Annotated in this window: 24 protein-coding genes; 13 read left to right on the top strand and 11 right to left on the bottom strand. The window is 69.5% G+C overall.

Going from position 1 to position 23532, the window contains the following annotated elements:
- Positions 1–5 precede the first annotated feature (5 nt).
- Positions 6–1511, bottom strand: a complete 1506-nt coding sequence (locus AMK31_RS34900; RefSeq protein ID WP_073944768.1) for a cytochrome ubiquinol oxidase subunit I — start codon at positions 1509–1511, stop codon at positions 6–8.
- 208 nt (positions 1512–1719) lie between these two features.
- On the opposite strand from AMK31_RS34900, the gene AMK31_RS34895 reads away from it, so the two are divergent.
- Positions 1720–2133: a cyclophilin-like fold protein gene (locus AMK31_RS34895; RefSeq protein WP_073944767.1), complete on the top strand. Its 414-nt coding sequence runs from the start codon at positions 1720–1722 to the stop codon at positions 2131–2133.
- Between the two features lie 196 nt (positions 2134–2329).
- Here AMK31_RS34895 and hisC read toward each other — a convergent pair whose 3' ends face one another.
- The gene (hisC, locus tag AMK31_RS34890; RefSeq protein ID WP_073944766.1) at positions 2330–3409 is read right to left on the bottom strand and encodes a histidinol-phosphate transaminase; all 1080 of its coding nucleotides are present in this window, start codon (positions 3407–3409) and stop codon (positions 2330–2332) included.
- A gap of 439 nt (positions 3410–3848) precedes the next feature.
- Between hisC and AMK31_RS34885 the strand changes: the two genes are divergently transcribed.
- The 3 genes from AMK31_RS34885 to AMK31_RS41155 all read left to right on the top strand — a co-directional run bounded on the left by AMK31_RS34885 (position 3849) and on the right by AMK31_RS41155 (position 7302).
- Complete coding sequence (locus tag AMK31_RS34885) at positions 3849–4961, top strand: LacI family DNA-binding transcriptional regulator (protein WP_073944765.1); 1113 nt, start codon at positions 3849–3851, stop codon at positions 4959–4961.
- Positions 4962–5144: 183 nt separating this feature from the next.
- Positions 5145–6242 carry a metallophosphoesterase gene (locus tag AMK31_RS34880; protein WP_274535989.1) on the top strand — a complete coding sequence of 366 codons (1098 nt, stop codon included), beginning with the start codon at positions 5145–5147 and terminating at the stop codon, positions 6240–6242.
- Positions 6243–6435: 193 nt separating this feature from the next.
- Positions 6436–7302 carry a hypothetical protein gene (locus tag AMK31_RS41155; RefSeq protein ID WP_198948633.1) on the top strand — a complete coding sequence of 289 codons (867 nt, stop codon included), beginning with the start codon at positions 6436–6438 and terminating at the stop codon, positions 7300–7302.
- Positions 7303–7527: 225 nt separating this feature from the next.
- Here AMK31_RS41155 and thiC read toward each other — a convergent pair whose 3' ends face one another.
- A complete protein-coding gene (thiC, locus tag AMK31_RS34870) occupies positions 7528–9333 on the bottom strand; it encodes a phosphomethylpyrimidine synthase ThiC (RefSeq protein WP_073944762.1) in 1806 nt (601 codons plus the stop codon).
- A gap of 253 nt (positions 9334–9586) precedes the next feature.
- Between thiC and AMK31_RS34865 the strand changes: the two genes are divergently transcribed.
- Positions 9587–11050: a YibE/F family protein gene (locus AMK31_RS34865; RefSeq protein WP_073944761.1), complete on the top strand. Its 1464-nt coding sequence runs from the start codon at positions 9587–9589 to the stop codon at positions 11048–11050.
- Positions 11051–11191: 141 nt separating this feature from the next.
- Here the strand turns inward: AMK31_RS34865 and AMK31_RS34860 are convergent, their stop codons facing one another.
- The 4 genes from AMK31_RS34860 to AMK31_RS34845 all read right to left on the bottom strand — a co-directional run bounded on the left by AMK31_RS34860 (position 11192) and on the right by AMK31_RS34845 (position 13558).
- Complete coding sequence (locus AMK31_RS34860; RefSeq protein ID WP_073944760.1) at positions 11192–11629, bottom strand: SsgA family sporulation/cell division regulator; 438 nt, start codon at positions 11627–11629, stop codon at positions 11192–11194.
- Between the two features lie 98 nt (positions 11630–11727).
- On the bottom strand, positions 11728–12696 hold the full coding sequence (locus AMK31_RS34855) for an IclR family transcriptional regulator (protein ID WP_241842823.1): 969 nt from the start codon (positions 12694–12696) through the stop codon (positions 11728–11730).
- 205 nt (positions 12697–12901) lie between these two features.
- Positions 12902–13114: a DUF5326 family protein gene (locus AMK31_RS34850; protein WP_073944759.1), complete on the bottom strand. Its 213-nt coding sequence runs from the start codon at positions 13112–13114 to the stop codon at positions 12902–12904.
- 126 nt (positions 13115–13240) lie between these two features.
- The gene (locus AMK31_RS34845; RefSeq protein WP_073944758.1) at positions 13241–13558 is read right to left on the bottom strand and encodes a cupin domain-containing protein; all 318 of its coding nucleotides are present in this window, start codon (positions 13556–13558) and stop codon (positions 13241–13243) included.
- Between the two features lie 57 nt (positions 13559–13615).
- Between AMK31_RS34845 and AMK31_RS34840 the strand changes: the two genes are divergently transcribed.
- The 5 genes from AMK31_RS34840 (at position 13616) to AMK31_RS34820 (ending at position 17315) form a co-directional block, all read left to right on the top strand.
- Positions 13616–13993 carry a phage holin family protein gene (locus AMK31_RS34840; protein ID WP_073944757.1) on the top strand — a complete coding sequence of 126 codons (378 nt, stop codon included), beginning with the start codon at positions 13616–13618 and terminating at the stop codon, positions 13991–13993.
- A gap of 5 nt (positions 13994–13998) precedes the next feature.
- Positions 13999–14490 (top strand): low molecular weight protein-tyrosine-phosphatase, encoded by a 492-nt coding sequence (locus AMK31_RS34835; protein ID WP_073944756.1) that lies wholly within the window; start codon positions 13999–14001, stop codon positions 14488–14490.
- Complete coding sequence (locus AMK31_RS34830) at positions 14487–15629, top strand: cystathionine gamma-lyase (protein WP_073944755.1); 1143 nt, start codon at positions 14487–14489, stop codon at positions 15627–15629. The genes AMK31_RS34835 and AMK31_RS34830 overlap by 4 nt, the downstream gene beginning before the upstream one ends.
- A gap of 198 nt (positions 15630–15827) precedes the next feature.
- The gene (locus AMK31_RS34825) at positions 15828–16733 is read left to right on the top strand and encodes a LysR family transcriptional regulator (protein WP_073944754.1); all 906 of its coding nucleotides are present in this window, start codon (positions 15828–15830) and stop codon (positions 16731–16733) included.
- 99 nt (positions 16734–16832) lie between these two features.
- A complete protein-coding gene (locus tag AMK31_RS34820; protein WP_073944753.1) occupies positions 16833–17315 on the top strand; it encodes an NUDIX domain-containing protein in 483 nt (160 codons plus the stop codon).
- A 32-nt stretch (positions 17316–17347) separates the two neighbouring features.
- On the opposite strand, the gene AMK31_RS34815 is transcribed toward AMK31_RS34820, so the two are convergent.
- Entirely contained in the window at positions 17348–18601 is a 1254-nt protein-coding gene (locus tag AMK31_RS34815; RefSeq protein WP_073944752.1) for a globin domain-containing protein, read from the bottom strand.
- Between the two features lie 247 nt (positions 18602–18848).
- Positions 18849–19481, bottom strand: a complete 633-nt coding sequence (locus AMK31_RS34810; RefSeq protein WP_073944751.1) for an HAD family hydrolase — start codon at positions 19479–19481, stop codon at positions 18849–18851.
- 210 nt (positions 19482–19691) lie between these two features.
- Here AMK31_RS34810 and AMK31_RS34805 point away from each other — a divergent pair, with 210 nt between their 5' ends.
- Entirely contained in the window at positions 19692–20558 is an 867-nt protein-coding gene (locus AMK31_RS34805) for a GNAT family N-acetyltransferase (RefSeq protein WP_073944750.1), read from the top strand.
- A gap of 83 nt (positions 20559–20641) precedes the next feature.
- On the opposite strand, the gene AMK31_RS34800 is transcribed toward AMK31_RS34805, so the two are convergent.
- Entirely contained in the window at positions 20642–21064 is a 423-nt protein-coding gene (locus AMK31_RS34800) for a GlcG/HbpS family heme-binding protein (RefSeq protein WP_073944749.1), read from the bottom strand.
- A 147-nt stretch (positions 21065–21211) separates the two neighbouring features.
- The gene (locus AMK31_RS34795; RefSeq protein ID WP_073944748.1) at positions 21212–22420 is read right to left on the bottom strand and encodes an MFS transporter; all 1209 of its coding nucleotides are present in this window, start codon (positions 22418–22420) and stop codon (positions 21212–21214) included.
- A 143-nt stretch (positions 22421–22563) separates the two neighbouring features.
- Here AMK31_RS34795 and AMK31_RS34790 point away from each other — a divergent pair, with 143 nt between their 5' ends.
- Together AMK31_RS34790 and AMK31_RS34785 are read left to right on the top strand one after the other, a co-directional pair.
- Complete coding sequence (locus AMK31_RS34790) at positions 22564–23022, top strand: MarR family winged helix-turn-helix transcriptional regulator (RefSeq protein WP_073944747.1); 459 nt, start codon at positions 22564–22566, stop codon at positions 23020–23022.
- A 9-nt stretch (positions 23023–23031) separates the two neighbouring features.
- Positions 23032–23484, top strand: a complete 453-nt coding sequence (locus AMK31_RS34785; RefSeq protein ID WP_073944746.1) for a GNAT family N-acetyltransferase — start codon at positions 23032–23034, stop codon at positions 23482–23484.
- Positions 23485–23532: the final 48 nt, after the last annotated feature.

The raw sequence follows: 23532 nt of genomic DNA, 5'->3' as shown, positions 1-23532 counted from the left end.
TCGGCCTAGTACGAGAAGGCCATCGGCTTGTCGGCGTCACGGAGGTCGCCGCCGATCTTCGTGGGCGGGTTGAGGTCGGCCTCGGTCAGCTCGGGCGGGCCGGCCTTGACGTACTTCACCAGCAGCTTGACCTCGATCACGGCGAGGACGGCGTAGAGCACGGTGAAGGTGATCATCGAGGTGAGGACCTCGGCTGTGGACGTGCCGGGGGAGACCGCGTCCCGGGTCTGGAACAGGCCGTAGACGACCCACGGCTGGCGGCCCATCTCGGTGAAGATCCAGCCCCAGGAGTTGGCGATCAGCGGGAAGCCCATCGTCCAGAGCGCCAGCAGCCAGTACAGCCGGGTGAGGCGGGATCCGAGCGGCTTCTTCAGCAGCACCAGTCGCGGCACCTCGTCGTCGCCGGTGCGGTGAGCGGCCGGCAGCAGGAACTTCTTCCGGGTGAGCCACAGGCCCAGCACGCCGAGCGAGAAGGAGGCCATGCCGAAGCCGATCATCCAGCGGAAGCCCCAGTAGGCGACGGGGACGATGGGCTTGTAGTCGCCGGGCCCGAACTGCTCTTGAAGGGCCTCGTTGGTGTCGTTGATGCCCGGTACGTACGACTCGAAGTCGCTGTGGGCGAGGAAGGACAGCAGGCCGGGGATCTCCAGGGCGACCTTGTTGTGCCCCTTGTCGACGTCCCCGTACGCGAACACCGAGAACGGCGCGGGCTTCTCGCCGTCCCACAGGGCCTCGGCGGCGGCCATCTTCATCGGCTGCTGCTCGTACATGACCTTGCCGAGGGTGTCGCCGCTGACCGCGGTGAACAGGCCGCCGACAGCCAGGGTGACCAGGCCGAGACGGAGCGACGTCCGCATCACCGGGATGTGCTTCTTGCGCAGCAGGTGGAAGGCGGCGATGCCCACCATGAAGGCGCCACCGGTGAGGAACGCGGCCGAGAAGCTGTGGAAGACCTGGTTGAGGGTGGTGTTCTGGGTGAGGACCAACCAGAAGTCGGTCAGCTCGGCCCGGCCCTTCTCCTCGTTGATCCGGTAGCCGACCGGGTGCTGCATCCACGAGTTCGCCGCGAGGATGAAGTACGCCGACAGCAGCGTGCCGATCGACACCATCCAGATGCAGGCCAGGTGAATCTTCTTGGGCAGCTTGTCCCAGCCGAAGATCCACAGGCCGATGAAGGTGGACTCGAAGAAGAAGGCGATGAGCGCCTCGAAGGCGAGCGGCGCGCCGAAGACGTCACCGACGAAGCGGGAGTAGTCCGACCAGTTCATGCCGAACTGGAACTCCTGCACGATGCCGGTGACGACACCCATCGCGATGTTGATCAGGAAGAGCTTGCCCCAGAACTTCGTCGCCCTGAGGTACTTCTCCTTCTCCGTGCGCACCCATGCGGTCTGCAGGCCGGCCGTGAGGGCGGCGAGCGAGATCGTCAGGGGGACGAACAGGAAGTGGTAGACGGTGGTGATGCCGAACTGCCAACGCGCCAGTGTCTCCGGCGCCAAAGCCAATTCCACGTCGTCAGTCTCCTTACATCGCCGTGGACGCGGCAGTTTGCCCCTTATGTCACGCACAACACGGGAGCAATCGGGACGCGCTTGTGAACGCGTTCACATTCACAAGTAATTATGACGCACTGATTTTCGGTCTGGACAGGGGGGTCCCTCCTTGGCCTCTGCGTCAACCCCTTGGCAGCGACTTCAACCTCTTGTTGAATTGCGCGCCATGCACACAGAGCACTCACAGACACACGCAGAGGCGCGGACCCGCATACGGATCTCCTGGCCGACGGGCCACCTGACCGCGGTCCTCGATGACACCCCGACGACGCAGTCCCTCACCAAGGCGCTGCCGCTCACCTCCACCGCCCACACGTGGGGTGAGGAGGTCTACTTCGATACCGGCGTCGCGGTTTCACGTGAAACCGACGCCCGTCAGGTCGTCGAACCGGGCACGGTCGCCTTCTGGACCGACGGCGACGCCCTCGCCCTCCCCTACGGCCCCACGCCGATCTCACACGGCGACGAATGCCGACTCGCCAGCCCCTGCAACATCCTCGGACGCCTCGAAGGCGATCCCCGCCTGCTGGCGACCGTGCGCAACGGTGATCCGGTGCGCGTGGAGCTCATGGATCTGTAGATCGTCTCCTAGCCCTGTTCCAGGTGCCGCACCACCGGGACGGGCGTGTGATGGACGGCATGCGATGGACGGCGTCGGCGGCGATGCAGGCCGGGCACGGCGCGCGACGCGCCGGAGCGCGAACGAACGCCGTGACCATGTCCCGCTCTCGGGCTCACAGAGCCCTTGATTCAGACTTTCCTGCCGAGCTCCTGGCTCAGACTTCCTTGCGGAGCGCCTCCGCCACCTTCAGGAAGATGTCGTTGCCCTCGGCCTCCCCGATCGTCACCCGGACACCCTCACCGGGGAACGGCCGCACGACCACGCCCGCCTGCTCGCAGGCCTCGGCGAAGGCCGTCGTGCGCTCCCCCAGCCGCAGCCACACGAAGTTCGCCTGGGTCTCCGGCACCGTCCAGCCCTGGGCGCGCAGCCCGTCGACCACGCGGATGCGTTCGCACACCAGCGAGCCGACCCGGCCGAGCAGTTCGTCCTCGGCACGCAGGGAGGCGATCGCCGCCTCCTGGGCCAGCTGGCTCACGCCGAACGGCACGGCCGTCTTGCGCAGCGCCGCCGCCACCGGCTCGTGGGCGATCGCAAAGCCGACCCGCAGCCCGGCGAGGCCGTACGCCTTGGAGAAGGTGCGCAGCACACAGACGTTCGGCCGGTTCCGGTACAGCTCGACGCCGTCCGGCACCTCGGGGTCGCGGATGAACTCCCGGTACGCCTCGTCGAGGACGACCAGCACATCGCTGGGCACCCGGTCCAGGAAACGCTCCAGCTCGGCCCGGCGGACCACCGTGCCGGTGGGGTTGTTGGGGTTGCAGACGAAGATCAGCCGGGTCCGCTCGGTGATGGCCTCCGCCATCGCATCCAGGTCGTGCACATCGCCCGGCGTGAGCGGCACCTGTACCGAGGTCGCCCCGCTGATCTGCGTGATGATCGGGTATGCCTCGAAGGACCGCCAGGCGTAGATCACCTCGTCACCGGGGCCGGAGGTGGCCTGGATCAGCTGCTGGGCCACACCGACCGAGCCGGTGCCGGTGGACACGTGGGTGACGGGCACCCCGAACCGCTCGGCCAGCTCGTTCATCAGGCCCGTGCAGGCCATGTCCGGGTAGCGGTTGAAGGACGAGGCCGCGGCCGTGACGCTCTCCAGCACCCCGGGCAGCGGCGGATAGGGGTTCTCGTTGGAGGAGAGCTTGTAGGCCACCGGGCCGCCTGCGGCCGCGGGCTTGCCCGGCTTGTAGGTGGGGATACCCTCCAGCTCGGCGCGCAGCTTGGGGCTCGTCTCGCTCACCGCAGTCCTCCTCGCGACCACCGACGCCGCCTGACCGCCGCCGGCTTCCAATGCTTCTCACCTTATGAGGATTCGGCCCCGCTGCGAACAGGTGAGCGCGGACCTCCTCGCTGAGAGGAAAACCTCAGGTGTCTCACGGGCAACAGGGGCATCTCCGAGCGAAGGCGTACGAAGCCGGGGGGCGCGCCGTACATATATCTATGCGCCGGTGGCTCACGCCGTGGCGCGCGTCCCTCGTGAAGGTGAGTTGAGACCTCTTCGATACCTCGGCGACTTGGCAGGCGGGTGCACGCCAACAAGTCACGTCCTATGCCATGAAGCCCCAACTCCCTTGCATTCAAAGGTAATTGGCCTGCTTTCGCCATGCAGAAACGTGCCTGTCAACGGTTGCATATGCGTCCGCACTACCCCGGCGCATGAGCCCTACTATCGGCTCGCCATGACAGCAGCAGGGAAGCACCAGGTGAGCCGCGCGGAAACCTCACGTCGAGGCAGCCGGCCGGGCCGGGCGGGCATCAGAGACGTGGCCGCCGCCGCCGGGGTCTCCATCACGACCGTCTCCGACGCCCTCAACGGCAAGGGCCGGCTCCCGGACGCCACCCGACGCCATGTCCGAGAGGTCGCCGACCGGCTGGGCTATCGCCCCTCGGCCGCGGCCCGCACCCTCCGTACCGGCAAGTCGGGCCTCATCGGCCTGACCGTGACCACGTACGGGGATGAACCTTTCACCTTCACCGAGTTCGCGTACTTCGCGGAGATGGCGCGGGCCGCCACCTCGGCCGCGCTCGCCCGCGGCTACGCCCTGGTCATCCTCCCCGCGACGTCCCGCCACGACGTCTGGTCGAACGTCGCCCTGGACGGCACGGTCGTCATCGACCCCTCCGACCAAGACCCGGTCGTCAGCGAACTGGTCCGGCAGGGTCTACCGGTGGTCTCCGACGGCCGCCCGGCCGGCTCGCTGCCGGTCACCGCCTGGGTCGACAACGACCACGAGGCCGCCGTCATGGGCATCCTCGACCACCTGGCCGACGCCGGCGCCCGCCGGATCGGCCTGCTCACGGGCACCACCACGGACACGTACACCCACCTGTCGACCACCGCCTACCTGCGCTGGTGCGAGCGAGTCGGCCAGGACCCGGTGTACGAGGCCTACCCGGCGCACGACCCCTGCGCGGGCGCGGTCGCCGCGGACCGGCTGCTCGCCCGCCCCGACCGGCCCGACGCGGTGTACGGGCTGTTCGACCCCAACGGCACCGACCTGCTCGCCGCCGCCCGCCGCTACGGACTGCGCGTACCGGATGACCTGCTTCTGGTCTGCTGCAGCGAGTCCGCCGTCTACGCCAACACCGAGCCGCCGCTCACCACGCTCTCCCTGAAGCCGCGCCGGATCGGCACGGCCGTGGTCCAGCTCCTCATCGACGCCATCGAGGGCGTGGAGTCGGAGCAGCCCGTCGAGCAGGTGATACCGACCGAGCTGATCGTGCGCACCTCGTCCCAGCGACGCCAGCCGCGGACGACGGTCAACCCTCCACGATCGCCCGAGAAGGGCTAGTGGGAGCGGTCACCAGGTCGGGCCAAGACCTGCCCAATCGGGGCGAAAGCCACGATGAACCGGAGTCTTGCCCTGATTCACCACCCCTGGGTCATCACACGGCGCGATCCGCATTCCTATGATGGGCCCACGACACCGCGGGCCGCTGCGACCAGGCAGTCCGAAGCGGTGCAGCGGCGCGCGATGGTGGAGGGGTCGATGACTCAGGGGGCCGGTCAGGGACCCGAGGTGGAGCGGACGGCGACGTTGCGCGACTTCCGGGTACCCGCGTACGTCCACGAGACCGGTCCGTACGTCCGCAGCGCGCACCCCGGCGACGCCGCCGGGCCCGTCGCGGAGCCCGTCGGCTTCCCGCAGGAGTACACGCCGACCGAGCGCGACCTGCCCGTCATCAACCGCGGTGACACGGTTCAGGTGCACGTCGACCCGACGCCCGTGGCCCCGCCCGCCGCCGGCCCCGGCCCCGGCCCGCTGTTCGTCGTGGGCGACGTGCACGGCTATCTCGAGGAACTGGTGGCCGCCCTCCAGGAGAAGGGCCTCATCGACGCCGCCGGGCACTGGTGCGCGGGCACGGCCCGGCTGTGGTTCCTCGGCGACTTCACCGACCGTGGCCCCGACGGCATCGGCGTCATCGACCTCGTGATGCGCCTGTCCGCCGAGGCCGCCGCGGCCGGCGGCTACTGCAAGGCCCTGATGGGCAATCACGAGCTGCTGCTCATCGGCGCCAAGCGGTTCGGCGACACGCCCGTCCACTCCGGCGCGGGCACCGCCACCTTCCAGGCGGCCTGGCTGCTCAACGGCGGCCAGAAGACCGACATGGACCGGCTCCAGGACCACCACCTGCAGTGGATGGCCCGGCTCGACGCCCTCACCGAGACGGACGGACACCTGCTCGTCCACTCCGACACCACCGCCTATCTCGACTACGGCGACTCCATCGAGGCCGTCAACGACAACGTCCGTGAGACCCTCACCCGCAACGACGCGGACGAGGTCTGGGACCTCTTCCGCAAGTTCACCAAGCGCTTCTCCTTCCGCGACGAGGGCGGCGCGGACGCCGTGCGCTCCCTGCTCGATACGTACGGCGGCACCCGCATCGTTCACGGCCACAGCCCGATTCCGTACCTGCTGGGCGAGGTCGGCTCCGAGGACGGCGAGGACAACGGCGGCCCCGTGGTCGAAGGACCGCATGTCTACGCCGACGGTCTCGCCATCGCGATGGACGGCGGAGTGACCATGGCCGGAAAGCTGCTGGTCCAGCAACTCCCCTTGCATAACTGACGTTTCACCGGGCAGGCGTCCCCCGACGCCGGACCGGCGAGTGACGGCGCAGGCCAGGGCCCAATTTCGGCAAACCCCCTGTCACCACGTACCGTCACCGCTCTACCATCGGCTTATCCGTAGCAGGCTCCCCTCCGTTTCTGCCCGACGGCTCGTCAGCGTGCGAGCCCCAAGCCCTACGGAGCATCGGGGGATGCACATGAACAGCGTTCCGCAGCACCTGCTGAGTGAGGACCGCCAGGACTACGAGCGGCTCCTCGACGAGGCGCTGCGCTCCGCACCACACCGCCCGGAACTGGCCGCCGTCGGCCGGCGGCTCAACACCGAACAGCTGCGCACCATGGCACTGGGCGCCACCGCCCTCATCACGGCGGCCGCCTCGACCGAGTACCAGCACTATGTGAAGGTCCGCGAGGAACTGCGCCGTCCGGCGCCGTCCACCCCGTCGTCGGTCCGCGCCTCCGGCTCCGAGGAGCCGGGACCGAGCGCGATGGGGCTCGCCACCACCGTGGGGGAGGCCGCCGAGACCGTCGGCGCGGGTGTCATAGCCGTCGTCGCCGTCCTCGCCCCCGTCCTGGCCGGAACCGCCGCGGCGATCTTCCTGCTCGTCGGGTACATCCTGCGGATGCTCGCCCCCGGACAGGCGTTCGCCCAGACCATGCTGACCACCGGATGGGTGTTCGGAGCCGTGGCCGCCCTGGCGACCCTGGTCGCCGCCGGCGGTCTGCTGCTCACCGCCCTGCGCAACCGGCCCTCCCCGGAACCGGGTCCGTACGGCGAACCCGCCGGCGAGCTGGCCCTGGCCAGGGAAGCCTGGCGTGAAGCCCTGCTGGAGCGCGGCATCCTGCCGTTCCTGCGGGACGCCCTCGCCGAGCCCGGTACGGCCGCACTGCACCACACCGCCCCGCCCGCGCCGGCCGGCCGGATGCCGCACCTCGGGTACGACCGCCCAGGCTTCACCAGCCCGGGCGGCGGCCCGACGACCGGACCCCGGCCGAGCTTCAGCAGCCCGGACTACACGAGCCCGGACTTCGGGGGCCCTGAACACCGGCCGGAGTGACCCTCGGTCCGCGCCCCCGCCCAGGGGAGCGCAATCCGAGACTCGATCCGACGACTCGATCCGACGGCTCGATTCGACGACCGGCTCCTCGCCGGGCCGCCGCAGGACGACGGCGTGCCCGGAGGCGCCGGCCCGGCGCGAAGGCCGTCCGGCGCGGAGACGGGGTCCGGCGAGGACGGGCCCGACGAGGACGTCCGGCGAGGACGGGGTCCGGCCGGGCGCGGGTCAGTCCGCGATCGGCAGGTACACCCGGTTGCCGGCCGCGGCGAACTCCTTCGACTTCTGGGCCATGCCCTGCTCGATCTCCGACTGGGTACCGCCGTGTTCGCGGCGGATGTCCTGGGAGATCTTCATCGAGCAGAACTTCGGCCCGCACATCGAGCAGAAGTGCGCCGTCTTGGCGGGCTCGGCCGGCAGGGTCTCGTCGTGGAACTCGCGGGCCGTGTCCGGGTCGAGGGCCAGGTTGAACTGGTCCTCCCAGCGGAACTCGAAGCGGGCGTCGGACAGCGCGTCGTCCCACTCCTGCGCACCGGGGTGCCCCTTGGCGAGGTCGGCCGCGTGGGCTGCGATCTTGTAGGTGATGACGCCGGTCTTGACGTCGTCCCGGTTGGGCAGCCCCAGGTGCTCCTTGGGCGTGACGTAGCAGAGCATGGCCGTGCCCCACCAGGCGATCATCGCGGCACCGATGCCGGAGGTGATGTGGTCGTACGCGGGAGCGACGTCCGTCGTCAGCGGGCCGAGCGTATAGAACGGAGCTTCATCACAGATCTCCTGCTGAAGGTCGATGTTCTCCTTGATCTTGTGCATCGGGACGTGACCGGGGCCCTCGATCATCGTCTGCACATTGAAACGCTTCGCGATCCGGTTGAGTTCCCCGAGCGTCTTCAACTCGGCGAACTGGGCGGCGTCGTTGGCGTCCGCGATCGAACCGGGCCGCAGGCCGTCACCGAGCGAGTAGGTGACGTCGTAGGCGGCGAGGATCTCGCAGAGCTCCTCGAAGTTCTCGTAGAGGAACGACTCCTTGTGGTGCGCCAGGCACCACGCCGCCATGATCGAGCCGCCGCGCGAGACGATGCCGGTCTTGCGGTTCGCGGTGAGCGGGACGTACGCCAGCCGCACACCCGCGTGGACCGTCATGTAGTCCACGCCCTGCTCGGCCTGCTCGATGACCGTGTCCTTGTAGATCTCCCAGGTCAGCTCCTCGGCCTTGCCGTCCACCTTCTCCAGGGCCTGGTAGAGGGGCACGGTGCCGATGGGGACGGGGGAGTTGCGCAGCACCCACTCGCGGGTGGTGTGGATGTTGCGGCCGGTGGAGAGGTCCATGACGGTGTCGGCGCCCCAGCGGGTCGCCCACGTCATCTTCTCGACCTCCTCCTCGATGGAGGACGTCACCGCGGAGTTGCCGATGTTGGCGTTGACCTTCACCAGGAACCGCTTGCCGATGATCATCGGCTCGATCTCCGGGTGATTGACGTTGGCCGGCAGCACCGCCCGCCCCGCGGCGATCTCCTCGCGGACCACCTCGGGAGAAACGTTCTCCCGGATGGCCACGTACTCCATCTCCGGCGTGATCTCGCCGCGGCGCGCATACGCCAGCTGCGTGACCGCCTCACCGCCACGCGCCCGGCGCGGCTGCCGCGGTCGTCCCGGGAAGACCGCGTCGAGGTTGCGCAGCCCGCCGCGCGGCGAGGTGTGCTTGATGCCGTCGTCCTCGGGGCGGACGGGTCGGCCCGCGTACTCCTCGGTGTCGCCGCGGGCGATGATCCAGTTCTCCCGCAGCGGCGGCAGGCCCCTGCGGACGTCGGTTTCGACGTGCGGATCGGTGTACGGGCCCGACGTGTCGTACAGCGTGACCGACTGCCCGTTGGTGAGATGCACCTGACGGACCGGCACCCGCAGATCGGGGCGGGTGCCCTCGATGTACGCCTTGTGCCAGCCGATGGACTTCCCGGCCTCCTCGTTCGTCGACGTCTCCGTCGCGATCTCAGCGTTCTGCGTGGAGGCAGGCGTGCGCGCGTCCTTGATGGTCATGAGACCTACTCCCTACGCCGGCATTACCCGGTAACAGGTTCGGCGGTCGACGCAGCGGTATCCGTCTGCCGATGTCCCGTGTGAAACATCACTCGTGTGAGGTGATGTTTCATGTGAAACATCGCTGGGACGGAGGTCAGCGCCCTCTCAGCCCGGTGCTCCGAGCTCCCGCGTGTACAAAGGTGCCCCCACGCTAGCGTCAATTCGGGCGCGGTGAACAGGGGGCCCCGTTCGTACTTGCGATGATCGGTCGGTGACCACGACGCAGCATCCCCCGTTCCCGCCGTCCGAGCCTCCCCACGGAGGTGGTGCCGGAGCCGGTGGTGGAGCGGGATCCAATGGCGGGCGCGGGGCGGGAGGCGGCCACGGGGCCGGAGACGGGAACAGTCATGGGAAGGGGAACGGAAACGGCCATGGGCATGGGCATTCGCACGCCCATGGACCCGCCGCGCCCGTCTCCAAGCACCTGCGCAAGCTGATCGCGGCGGTGCTCATCCCGTTCGCCACCGCCGTGCTGGTCGGGCTGGCCGTGCTGTGGCCGGGTGGCGCGCCACCCCACGAGCGGACCGGGGTCGGCTTCGACCGGCAGACCGAGCAGGCCACCGTCACCGAGGTCGTGGAGGTGAGCTGCGATTCGGTCAACGCCTCGGCACCGCCCCCGACCGGCGACACCTCCACCGCCGAGGGTTCCTCGGCCCAGCAACAGGCCGACGGCACCTGCAAGAAGGCGACGATCCGGGTCGACACCGGCGAGAACAAGGGCCGTACCTTCACCGAGATCGTCCAGCCGGACCAGTCGCGCCAGCTGCACGAGGACCAGAAGGTGATCGTCGCCTACGAGCCCTCGGCACCCGAGGACCTGCAGTACTCGGTCGCCGATGTGAACCGCAGGCTGCCGATGACGGTGCTCGCCGGGCTCTTCGCCCTCGCCGTCGTGGTCGTCGGGCGGATGCGGGGCGTCATGGCTCTGATCGCGTTGGCCATCAGCTTCCTGGTGCTGAACTTCTTCATCCTGCCGGCCATTCTGCAGGGCTCGAACCCGCTGCTCGTGGCGGTGATCGGGGCGAGCGCCATCATGCTGATCGCCCTCTATCTCTGCCACGGGCTGTCGGCTCGTACATCCGTGGCGGTGATCGGCACCCTGATCTCGCTGCTTCTGATCGGCGTTCTGGGCTCGGTGTTCATCGACTGGGCCGCGCTCACCGGCAACACGGACGACAACACCGGGCTGATCCACGGTCTGTATCCGTCGATCGACATGAGCGGTCTGCTGCTGGCGGGCATCATCATCGGTTCGCTCGGTGTGCTGGACGATGTGACGGTCACGCAGACGTCGGCCGTGTGGGAGCTGCACGAGGCCAACCCGACGATGGGCTGGCGCGGCCTGTACCGCGCGGCCATCCGGATCGGCCGCGACCACATCGCCTCTGTCGTCAACACGCTCGTCCTGGCCTACGCGGGTGCCGCGCTGCCCCTGCTGCTGCTCTTCTCGATCGCGCAGAGCAGTGTGGGGACGGTCGCCAACAGCGAGCTGGTCGCGGAGGAGATCGTGCGGACGCTAGTGGGCTCGATCGGCCTGGTGGCCTCCGTACCGGTCACCACGGCCCTGGCCGCGCTGGTGGTCTCGGCCGACAAACCGGGCGCGGAACCGGCGACCACGGGCACCCGGGCTCCCCTGGCGCTCGGCGGCGGCCGAGGGCGGCGCCGCAAGCGCTGAGGGCGCGGGTGATGCGGGACGCCCCGTGAGGAAACCGCGCCACCGGGGCGCCCGTACCCGCACCGGTTCGCCCATCCTCCGATACGCCGGTAAGCCAAAACGGAAAGAAGAAGCGTTACGCCACTCGTGGTACGCGACGCCTCAACCCGCGCTCTGCTCCTCCGCGAGGATCCGGTCCAGCGCCTCGTCGAGATGCGCGTCGAAGTCGGCGAGCGACCCTTCCTGCCCCAGCGGCACCAGCTTGTCGGTACGGTCCAGAAAAGCGACGAGCGGCGCCGCGGAGGAGCGGAACAGCGCCTGGTCGGCACCGACCTGAAGCCGGATCAGAACCTCGCCCAGCGAATCGGGCTCCACGGGCGACACCCGCACATCACCCTCGCCGCACGGCCGGCCCACTCCGTCGATCAGCAGCTCACGACCGAAGGCCCAGGTGACCGGAGCGTCACCGGGCAAATGGAAGGTGAGCCGCACGGCATAGGGATCACAGGTCTCGTAGCGCAGTTCCACCGGAATGCGGAAGGAGAGCTCCTCGGAAACGAGGAAGCTCATCATGACCTCTGCCTGTACGGACTCGCGCATCGCCTACCCCGTCTTTGCCGTCGACTGGCCGGGAATCAACCGTTGAATACTGGAGGCATCTTGCTGAACGTACACGAGAGATCACAAGGAGTGAGTTTTCAGATACTGATAGAGATCGCCAGTGACCCCAGAAGCCGCCCGACCTCGGCCTGCAATTGCCGTGCCGCGGGCAGCAGACGGTCGGCCTGATGACATGGCAGAGAGATGGCCATCGTGGCCGCTGTCGTACCCACCGTGATCGGAATCGCCGCACAGACCGTCCCCAGTGCGTACTCCTGTCGCTCGATCACCGGTTCCATCCGGCCGATCCGGTCCAGGCGCTGAAGCAGGGTGTGGGTGTCACGGACCGTGTACGGGGTGATCGACTGGACCGGGTAGCGGTCGAGGTGGTCGCGGCGGGCGGACGGGGGGAGCTGGGAGAGCAGGCACTGGCCGATGGCGTGCGCGTGGCCGGTCTCCCGGAAGTCGGCCCACTCCTCGACCGCCGGGCTGCTGGGGCTGTCCGAGACGCACACGACCTCGATCTCGCCGTCCCGGTAGATCGCGTAGTACACGGGTACGCCGATGGAATCCCGCCAGCGGGCGAGCAGCTCGGCGACCGTGCTGCGACGTTTCTCCTGTGCCCCGCTGCTGCTCAGCCGCTCGGCCGCCTCACCGAGGAAGAACAGTCCCTTCTCGCGGCGCAGATAGCCCTCGTGCACCAGGGTGCGCAGCAGGTGGTACGTCGTGGGGAGGGCCAGGCCGGTCTCGCGGGCCAGTTGCTTGGCGGGCGCACCGTACTCGTGCCCGGCGACGCACTCCAGGAGACGCATCGCGCGCTGCACGGATCCGATGAGGGTGGTGGTCTGCTGCGGTGCGGGGGAGGCCGTCAGCGGTGCCGCCGAGGCCGCCGGCGTCGGTGCGGCCGGTGCCGAGAGGGCCGTACGCCGGTCCTCCTCCGGGTTTCTCGGTGTCGACCTCGGTGGGGCGGGCTGCACCGGTGGCCGGACGCGGAGGGCCTCGGCGGAGAGTGCGGCTCGGGTGGGCGGTGCGTGGGGTCCTGCGGGGGCGGTGTCAGCCGTGGCCATGGGTCACTCCCGAAGCGCGAGGTGGCCGGCCCGTGCGGAGGGACACGGGCGGGTTGTACGGGGGTGTACGCCGCTCGCGGTGTCGTCTCCGCGAGGGGTTCCGGACTCTAACCGTCCGCCACGGCTCGCAGACTCTGTGCTACGGAAACTTCCCTCGCCCGAGGGAACCGGTCAGTCTCGCTACCGGTCCCCGTCACCCACTCCTCTACCAGTCGCCCCGTGAGGACGAGCTCGTCGTGAACTTCCGCACGACGTAGATGAGACCGCCGACCAGCGCCACGAAGACCAGCACCTTGAACAGCAGACCGATCACAAAACCGACGACGTTGGCTATCAGACCGCCGAACACGACGAGGGCGATGACCGGCACCGCGACCCACTTGACCCACCACGGCAGCCCCGCGAAGATCTCTCGCATCGCCCCAGCCTTTCTCTCGACTGCGATGTCCTGCCCTCGATGCTAGGTCCGCGACCAGGCCGGACGGGTGCCTCGCATCCCTTGTCCTCCCCTGACCGGTCCCCTAGGGAATCCGGGGGCGGCGGATCAGCTCTCGGGCGGAGAGAACACCACCATCACCCGCAGGTCTTCGGTGATGTGGTGGAACTTGTGTGCCACCCCGGCCGGGACGTACACCACGCTGCCGCGCGCGACCTGCGTGGTCTCCATGCCGACGGTGATCGAGGCACGGCCGCTGACCACGAAGTACACCTCGTCCTGGTCGTGCGGCTTCTGCGGGTCGTGCTCCCCCGCGTTCAGCGCGTAAAGGCCGACCGACATGTTCCGCTCCCGCAGGAACTGAAGGTAGGCCCCGTCGTTGGCGGCGCGCTCCGCCTCCAGTTCGTCCAGCCGGAATGCCTTCATCGTTGCGTCGCCTCGCACCCCTGCTCGTATCCGATCGCGTCTGCCACGATCAGACACATGATGAATTTCCTAGTCAAGACGATCGCCAACGCGGGCGCCCTCGCGGTCGCGGTATGGCTGCTCGACAAGATAACCCTCACCGGGGACAGCACCGGCAAGAAGGTCGGCACCCTGCTGATGGTCGCGCTGATCTTCGGGCTGGTGAATTTCCTGGTCAAGCCGATCGTGAAGCTTCTCAGCCTGCCGCTGCTGATCCTCACGCTCGGCCTGTTCACCCTGGTGGTGAACGCGCTGATGCTGCTGCTGACCTCGTGGCTGGCCGACAAGCTGGACATCGGCTTCCACGTCGAGGGCTTCTGGACCGCCGTCCTGGGCGGCCTGATCATCTCGATCGTGTCCTGGGCCCTCAACGTCGTCCTGCCCGACAAGGACTGAGCACCATGACGTACCGCCTCTGCTTCGTCTGCACCGGCAACATCTGCCGCTCCCCGATGGCCGAGTCCGTGTTCCGCGCCCGCGTCGAGGAGGCCGGGCTGGACGGCCTGGTCGAGGTCGACAGTGCCGGCACCGGCGGTTGGCACGAGGGCGAGGCGGCCGACCCGCGTACCGTCGCGGTACTGGAGGAGCACGGGTACGACAGCGCGCACACCGCACGCCAGTTCCATTCGGCCTGGTTCGACCGGCTCGACCTCGTCGTGGCCCTGGACGCCGGCCACGCGAAGGCGCTGCGCCGCCTCGCGCCCACCGAGGAGGACGCCCGGAAGGTCCGGCTGCTGCGCTCCTACGACCCCGCCGCAGGCGGCGACCTCGACGTTCCCGACCCGTACTACGGGGGCCTGGACGGCTTCGAGGAGTGCCTTGAGATGGTGGAGGCGGCGAGCACCGGGCTGCTCGCCGCGATCCGTGAGCACGTGGAAGGGCAGACGGCATGAACGATTCGGAGCGTTTCGCGGGCGGTGACGGCACCCGCGCGGTGCGGGCGGGGCTGCCCGAGCCGGTCAAGTACGAGCCGACCCTGCCGGGACCCGTGTTCGCCGCCCACTTCCACCTGCCGGGCGAGCCCACCGGGCCGTACACCTACGGCCGCGACGAGAACCCGACCTGGACGCACCTCGAGGCGGCGATCGGGGAACTGGAGGCGCCCGGCGAGGAGGGCGTGGAGACGCTGGTCTTCGCGTCCGGCATGGCCGCCATCTCGTCGGTGCTCTTCTCCCAGCTGCGCGCCGGGGACGCGGTCGTGCTGCCGAGCGACGGCTACCAGGTGCTGCCGCTGGTGCGGGCGCAGCTGGAGGCGTACGGCATCGAGGTGCGCACCGCCCCGACGGGCGGCGACGCCCAGCTCGGCGTCCTGGACGGCGCGAAGCTGCTGTGGATCGAGAGCCCGTCCAACCCCGGGCTGGACGTCTGCGACATCCGCCGGCTCGTCGAGGCGGCGCACGCGCGCGGAGCCCTGGTCGCCGTGGACAACACCCTCGCGACCCCGCTCGGGCAGCGGCCGCTGGAGCTGGGCGCGGACTTCGCCGTGGCCAGCGGCACCAAGCAGCTCACCGGGCACGGCGACGTCCTGCTGGGGTACGTCACCGGCCGCGCGGGCGAGCCCATGACCGCCGTACGCCGCTGGCGCAAGATCGTCGGGGCGATTCCGGGGCCGATGGAGGCCTGGCTGGCGCACCGCTCGATCGCCACGCTCCAGCTGCGCGTGCAGCGGCAGAACGCCGCCGCTCTGGTGGTCGCCGAGGCGCTGCGGCAGCGGCCCGAGGTGTCCGGGCTGCGTTATCCGGGGCTTCCCGACGACCCGTCCCACAAGGTGGCGGCACAGCAGATGCGCGGCTTCGGCTGCGTGGTGTCCTTCACGTTGCCCTCACGCGCGCGTGCGGACCGTTTTCTCGACGCGCTGCGGCTGGTGGACGACGCGACGAGCTTCGGCGGGGTGCGCTCCACGGCCGAGCGGCGCGGTCGCTGGGGTGGTGACGCGGTGCCGGAGGGCTTCATCCGGCTGTCGGTGGGCGCCGAGGACCCCGAGGACCTGGTGGCGGATCTGCTGCGCGCGCTGGACGAGTCGGCGGACTGACTACGTAGAACGGACGGTCCGAGCCTCCCCCCTCGTGGCTCGGACCGTCCTCGGTTCCGCGCGCGAAGAACCGCGCTAGCAAGGCTAGTTGACTGTGTGTCAGTGTCCAATCACAGTAGCGACAGCGACCTATCGACATATTTATAGTTGGGCCCTGTCCGGGGGCTGGGAGATGGGCAGGGGAAGGGGGACGTCGCCATGGACCTGGCCTTGCTGCGCACCTTTGTGACGGTGCACCGGGCCGGTTCCTTCACCCGCGCAGCCGCCCTGCTGGGTCTGTCCCAGCCCGCCGTCACCTCGCAGATCCGCACCCTGGAGCGGCAGCTGGGCCGCCCGCTGTTCCTGCGGCAGGCCCGGGGCGTGACCCCGACGACCATCGGCGACGAACTCGCGCACAAGGCCGCGCCGCACCTCGACGCCCTGGTGGAGATCGCCGAGCGGGGGCTCGACGACGAGTCCTCGTTACGCACCCTGCATCTCGCCGGCCCGCCGGAGTTCACCGCCGAGCGTGCCCTGCCCGCCCTGGTGGAGCTGACCGGCGACGACGGCCAGGGGTTCGCTCTGCGGACCTCCTTCGGGAACGCCGAGGAGACCCTGGAAGGGCTGGCCGCCGGGCATCACGATCTGGCCATCAGCACCGCCCGGCCCCGCGGCGCCCTGCTCACCGCGACTCCCCTCTGCGACGAGGAGCACGTCCTGGTCGCCTCCCCCCGCTGGGCCGAACGCGCCGGCCTCGGCGAGCTGCCCCTCAAGGACGCGGCCGCCCTGGAGCGCCTGCCCGTCGTCGAAGTGCACGAGTCGCTCCCCTTCGTCTCCCGTTACTGGGCCTCCGTCTTCGATTCCCGTCCGACCGCCTCCGGCACGGTGATCGTCCCCGATCTGCGCGCGGTGCTCGGATGCGCGGCCGCGGGTGCCGGGCTCGCCGTGCTGCCCCGTTATCTGTGTACGACCGCGCTGGAGCGCGGTGAGGTCGTCGCCCTGCACGAGCCCGCGGTGCCGCCGCTGCGCACGTATTTCCTGGTGGTCCGCACCGGGACGCTGGCGATGCCGCACATCGCGCGGGCCCACGAGTGGCTTCAGCGGGCGGCGTCCGACTGGTGCTGAGCGCATCGGCCCTGACCACGGCCGCAGCGTTACTCCATGAGCCCCATCGGTCACATTTCGCGATGTTTCACGTGGAACCAGCCGGGCCACATTTCACCCATGACCGTCCGACCCGTGGTCAAGCGCACCGCCCGCGCCGTTCTGCTGGACGGTGACGACCTGATCCTGATCAAGCGCACCAAGCCCGGCGTGGACCCTTACTGGGTCACTCCCGGCGGCGGTGTCGAACCCGAAGACCCGACCGTCGTCGACGCCCTGCACCGCGAGGTGTACGAGGAGCTGGGCGCCAAGATCGTCGATGTGGTGCCGTGCTTCGTGGACACCGTCGAGCACATCGGCGAGGACGGCGGCGCGACCGGTGTGAAGGTGCAGCACTTCTTCGTCTGCCGGCTGGAGTCCATGGACCCGGCGCTGCGCCACGGCCCGGAGGTGGACCAGCCCGCGGGCGAGTACGAGATCGTGCGGGTGCCCTTCACCCGTGTCGGCATCGCGTCCGTCCATCTCGTGCCGCTGTCGCTGCGGCACTACCTCGACGGGAACATCGAGGGCGTACGGGCCATGCACGCGCCGGACCTGGGCTGAACCGCCGGCTGCTCGACATCGGCTGCCCGGCCTCAGCTGTTCGCGGCGACCAGATCCTCCAGCGAGTCATGCCGTATGCGGTCCGACGGGATGCCGGCGTGCCGGAGGACGTCGACACCACTGCGGATCATGCCGGGCGGGCCCGAGAGGTAGGCGTCGTACTCGTTCCACGGCCCGTACTCGCGGATGGCGTCGGGGAGCCGGCGATGCGCCTGCTGGTCGGTGATCGCGCGGACCGAGAGCCAGGGGTGGCTCTGCTGGAGTCGGAGCATCGTGTCGATGTCGTACAGGTCCTGGTCGGTGCGGGCGCCGTAGAAGACCTCGACCGTCCGCCGCTCACCGTGCTCGGCGATGTCCTCGACGAGCGCCTTGATCGGGGCGATGCCGGTGCCGCCGCCCAGACAGAGCAGTCCGCTGCCGGTGCCGTGATCGACGGTCATGGAGCCCGTCGGCGGGCCGAGCCGGATGACGTCGCCGGGCCGGGCGCGATGCACCAGGGCGTTGGAGACCCAGCCCGCGGGGACGGCCTTCACGTGGAACGTGAGCAGGCCGTCGGAGCGCGGAGCCGAGGCGAAGGAGTAGTGCCGCCAGATCCGCGGCCACCACGGTGTCTCCACGCTCGTGTACTGACCGGCCAGGAAGGGGTAGGGCTGGTCCGGGCGGACCGTGAGGACCGCGATGTCCGGGGTCCGCAGCTCGTGTGAGACCAACTCGGCGTACCACCATGCCGGAGCGCGCAGTTCGTCCGCGGCCGCTGCGTCGATCATGACCTGCGAGATCGTCGTGTACGTCCGGACCCAGGCCGCTTCCGTCTCCGGGCCCCAGACCGCGTCTGCGTACCGGCTCAGCGCGCCGATCAGGCATTCCCCGAGGGCCGGATAGTGCTCCGGACGGGTGCCGTACTTGCGGTGCCCCCGGCCCAGGTTCTGCAGGTAGGCGACGAGCACGGGGGTGTTGTCGATGTGCTCGGCGGCGGTGAGGAGCGCCTTGAGCAGCCGGTCCCGCTGAATGTCCATCGCGGGCGGGAAGAGCGGCCTCAGCTCGGGGTGGCGCACGAAGAGCAGCGCGTAGAAGTAGGAGGTGACCTCGTCGGCGACCGGGGTGATCTCCGCCATGGTCCGCCGGACGAGGACGGCGTCCGGTGAAGCCTCCTGTGCCGACGAGGCCTCCTGTGCCGGTGAGGACGGCGTCGCGGCGTCGGCGGAGACGGGGGTGGGGGCGGGGGTGAACCAGCCGCCGCCGTAGGAAGTGCCGTTGTCGGCCGACGTGGTGGCCGGAGCGTCCATGCTGTGCCTCGCCTCGACATCTCTCGGTCGGTCTGCGCACTCGCCTCACCGTGGAAGGTGCCTGCCTCCCCCCACGGAGGGCTTGCTTTCCCTCACGTGCTGCCGCGTCCGATACGGCCCCATCCACCCCGTTCCGTCTCTTCACGGGCGCGAACCGGACTCGACCATACCGGCCACCGCACCGCACACAAGTACCCCCTGCGACCGTCATCGATCCACCCCTGGGGCGAACCAGCGGTTCCTTCAATTACCGGTCGCTGCGCACCAATTCATAGGCATCCCACAGATCCTTCCCCTCATAGGCATGGGTGGCGATCCCGGTCAGATGACGGTCCGCGTTGACCGCGACGGAAACCGGTACGGCAGCGAACAGATCCTTGTCCGACAGTGAGTCCCCATAGGCGACACAGTCCGCTCGCGTCACCCCGAACTCCTGGCACAGCCGGTCCGCGATCAGCACCTTGGCCGCCGCGCTGAGCACCCCTGCCGGATCGACGGGCTTGGTGAACGGCACGGCGGGAAAGCGCGAGCCGTGCGCCGCGTGCGCTCCCCATCCCGTGAGCCGTTCCACGAAGAACGAGGGTGACAGCGAGACGACGGCGCAGTAGTCGCCCCGCGCTCTGATCTCCGCCCAGACGTCCCGGATGCGGGCCAGCCAGGGAGCCCCGTCGAAGGCGGCCGCCACATGCGCCTCCGTCAGCTTCGCCCAGAGTGTGTGGACCCGCCGCGCGTACTCGAGCGGGTCTATCTCCCCGGCCGAGATCGCCCGGTCGAGCGCCACCGCCTCCGCCTCCAGCCCGAGTTGTCGTGAGATCTCCACCGGCGCGGAGGTCCCGTGGAGCAACGTGCCGTCCAGGTCGAAGAGATGCAGTCTCGCCATGGGCCTGGAGGCTACCGGCGCTCGTTCCCCGGCCACGGCACTCGGACGCCGGCGCATCAGGGCTACGCCCACCGTTCGCCGATGTTTCACGTGAAACGCCTCGTCCCCGTCCTCCGGTGCCGTGCACCGGGCCGCGACATGGCCAAAAGGACGTACGTCTCACCTGAAACGGCTGGACGCCGAGGGCACCCGTCGGACAGCCTGACCTGCGTGCCCACTCCTTCCCTCGCCGCTCTGCCCATCCGCCGTCTGACGCTTCGCGATCTCACCGCCTGCGCCGACCTGTCCGAGAACCGGGGGTGGCCACGCGAGGAGCACAAGTGGGGCTTCCTCCTCACCGCAGGGAAGGGGTACGGCATCGACGACCCCGACGGCGGACTCGTCAGCGCCTGTGCCGTCACCGAGTACGGCCCCCACGACCGGCCCGACCTCGCGGCCATCGGCATGGTGCTGGTCGCCGACCGGCACGCCCGTCAGGGCATCGGACGCCGGCTGATGCGCCACATCGTCTCCGCGATGGGCACCACCCCGCTGACACTGCACGCCACGCCGTACGGCCGCCCGCTCTACGAAGAGCTCGGCTTCAAGGTCACCGGCCGGGCCGAGATGCTGCTGGGCCGCTTCCTGCCGGGTGGGCCGACATCCCGCATCGCGACCCGGCCCGCCACGGCGGAGGACCTGCCGGCGATCCTGCGGCTCGACGAGGAGGTGTTCGGCGCCGACCGCACGCACATCATCACGCGGCTGCCCGCCTTCGCCGATCAGCTGCGGGTGGCCGAGGAGGACGGCCGGATCATCGGCTACACGGCCGCGTGGCCGAACATGGACACCCATGTGGTGGGCCCGCTGATCGCCCGGGACACGGAGACCGCTAAGGCGCTCATCACGTCTCTCGCCGCCCACACCGACCGGCCGCTGCGCACCGACATCGACGTACGGCACGAAGAACTGCTGACCTGGGCCAAGGAGCGAGGGCTCGCGTCCGTCGCCTTCAACGCGGTGATGACGTATGGCATCGAGGAGCTGCCCGGCGACTGGAGCCGCCGCTTCGCTCCGCTGACGGTGGCCGCGGGCTGAGGCATCCGGACACCGAAGACGCCGGTCCCCGTCGGGAACCGGCGTCTTCTCTGTGGGGGGTGTCAGGCGAGGCTGTGGGGGGGTCAGGCGAGGCTTTCCACGGCGGTGGTCGCGAAGGTGTGGTCCTGCTCCGGCGCGCCGCCGCCGACACCGATCGCGCCGATCAGCCGGCCGTCGCGGTGCACGGGCACGCCACCCGCGATGAACAGCAGCGGCTGGTTGAGCGCGGTCGGGAGGCTGTGGAACGGCCCGTCAGGCTTGACCGCGTCGACGACGTCGGCGGTCGCAGTGTTGAGCTGGAGAGCGGTGTACGCCTTGCGGGTGCTGGTCTCCCCGGAGATCAGGACAGCGCGGTCGTCCCGCCGGAAGGCCAGCAGATGGCCGCCGGCGTCCAGGACGGTGACGCTGACGGTGACTCCGGCGGCCTCGGCGGCACGGGAGGCCACCGCGACCAGGGTCTCGGCGTCCTGGGTGGTCAGGGGGGCGACGGCGGTGGTGGTGCTCATCAGGGGGTTTCTCCTTGTGAGGGGTTGTTGTCGGACCGACGGCCGCGGGGACGGCCCTGGCCCCGCGGGGATGCGGCCCGCGTCTGGTTGAACGGTGACCCGGGTGACGTCACGGGGACGGCCCTGGCCGCATGACGCCCGGATCGGTCAGTGGTGGACGGCGGCCGGCTGCGGCGCGACGGTCTCGGACGCCGGGACGGCGGCGGAGGCCTTCTCACGGCGCTCCAGGCCGGCGGAGACGAACGCCAGGACCAGGGCGGCGGCGGCCAGCAGGGCGCCCACCCAGTTCGGGGCGGTGTAGCCGAGGCCGGCCGAGATCACCAGTCCGCCGAGCCAGGCGGAGAGGGCGTTGCCCAGGTTGAAGGCGCCGATGTTCACGGCGGAGGCCAGCGTCGGGGCACCGTGCGCCTGGTCGAGAACGCGCTTCTGGAGCGGCGGGACGGTGGCGAAGCCCAGTGCACCGATCAGGGCGATGGTGACGGCCGCGAGGATCTTGCTGTGCGCGGTGAGCGTGAACAGCGCGAGCACGACGGCGAGGGCGCCCAGGGAGACGTAGAGCATGGGCATCAGCGCGCGGTCGGCGAACTTGCCGCCGACGAGGTTGCCGCCGACCATGCCGAGGCCGAAGAGGACCAGCAGCCACGTGACGGAGCCGTCGGCGAAGCCGGCGACGTGGGTCATCATCGGCGCGATGTAGGTGATGGCCGCGAAGACGCCGCCGAAGCCGAGGACGGTCATCGCCATGGCGAGCAGGACCTGGACGTTCTTGAAGGCGGCCAGTTCGTGGCGCAGATGCACGCCCTCCTGCTTGGGCATGTCGGGCACGAGCTTGGCGATGCCCGCCAGGCCGACGACACCGAGCGCGGCAACGATGGCGAAGGTGACGCGCCAGCCGACGGACTGGCCGACGAGGGTGCCCAGGGGGACGCCTACGACATTGGCGACGGTCAGACCGGTGAACATCATCGCGATGGCGCCGGCCTTCTTGTCCGGGGCGACCAGATCGGCGGCGACGACGGAGCCGATGCCGAAGAAGGCGCCGTGGGCGAGTGAGGCGACGATCCGGCCGATCAGCATGACACCGAAGACGGGGGCGACGGCGGACAGCAGGTTGCCGACGATGAACAGGCCCATCAGCAGCATCAGCATCCGCTTGCGGGAGACCTTGGTGCCGAGCACGGTCATCAGCGGGGCGCCGAACATCACGCCGAGGGCGTAGCCGGTCACCAGGTAGCCGGCGGTTGGGATGGAGACCCCGTAGTCGCTCGCGACCTCGGGCAGCAAGCCCATGATCACGAACTCGGTCGTTCCGATCCCGAAGGCCCCGATCGCGAGGGCCAGAAGCGCGAGAGGCATGGGTGGGTACACCTTCCCAGAAGATTGCAGGAGCGCTTTGCGTGCGTCCACAATAGTTGCAAGCGCGGGTTAAATGCAATCGCAGGCATTTGCAGGCCTGCTCTATCCTGGGATTCAGCCGCTCCGGGACGGAGGAAACGCCAATGACAGCGACGGACCCCGCACTCACCGCCCTCACCCAGGGCTGGTGCGCCCTCTCCTTGCTCCACGGCCGTATCGAGGCGCACATCGAGCGCGCCCTGCAGGCCGGGCACGGACTGAGCGTGCGCGAGTACTCCCTGCTCAACGTGCTCAGCCGACAGCACGATGGGGAGGGCGGGCACCTTCAGATGAAGCAGGTCGCCGACGCGGTAGTACTCAGCCAGAGCGCCACCACCCGCCTGGTCACACGGCTCGAGGCCCGCGGGCTGCTGGAGCGCTACCTGTGCCCCACCGACCGCCGCGGGATCTACACCAACGTCACCGAGACCGGCCTGAAGCTGCTGGAGGAAGCGCGGCCGACCAATGACGCCGCGCTGCGCGAGGCGCTGGACGAAGCCGCCGAGAACCCCGAGCTGGCTCCGTTCGTGCGAGTCGTGGAGTCGCTGAACGTGCCCGCATAGGGTGCGGGCATGGGAGATCTTGAGATACGTGCCGCAGCCGCCGAGGACGTCCCCGCGATCGTCGCCATGCTCGCGGACGACCCGCTGGGCGCCCAGCGCGAGTCCCTGGACGACATGACCCCGTACCTGACCGCGCTGGACCGGCTCGCCGCCGACCCGAACCAGCACCTGGTGGTGGCCGTCCGAGAGGGCAAGGTGGTGGGCACGCTGCAGCTCTCGATCATCCCGGGCCTCTCCCGGCGCGGCACCATCAGGTCGATCATCGAGGCCGTCCGCGTTCACGCCGAGGAACGCGGAAGCGGGCTGGGGACCCAGCTCATCCAGTGGGCCATCGAGAAGTCCCGCAGCGAGGGCTGCCGGCTGGTGCAGCTGACGTCCGACGCCTCACGTGCGGACGCGCACCGCTTCTACGAACGGCTGGGCTTCACGGGGTCCCACGTGGGCTTCAAACTGCAGCTCTGAACGACTGAACCACTGAACGGAGAAGGGGTTCTGTTTCACGTGAAACAG

Source organism: Streptomyces sp. TSRI0107 (genome assembly GCF_001905845.1).
Lineage (GTDB): Bacteria > Actinomycetota > Actinomycetes > Streptomycetales > Streptomycetaceae > Streptomyces.
Note: the sequence above shows the minus strand (reverse complement) of the source record. Positions and strands in the feature narration are given on the sequence as shown.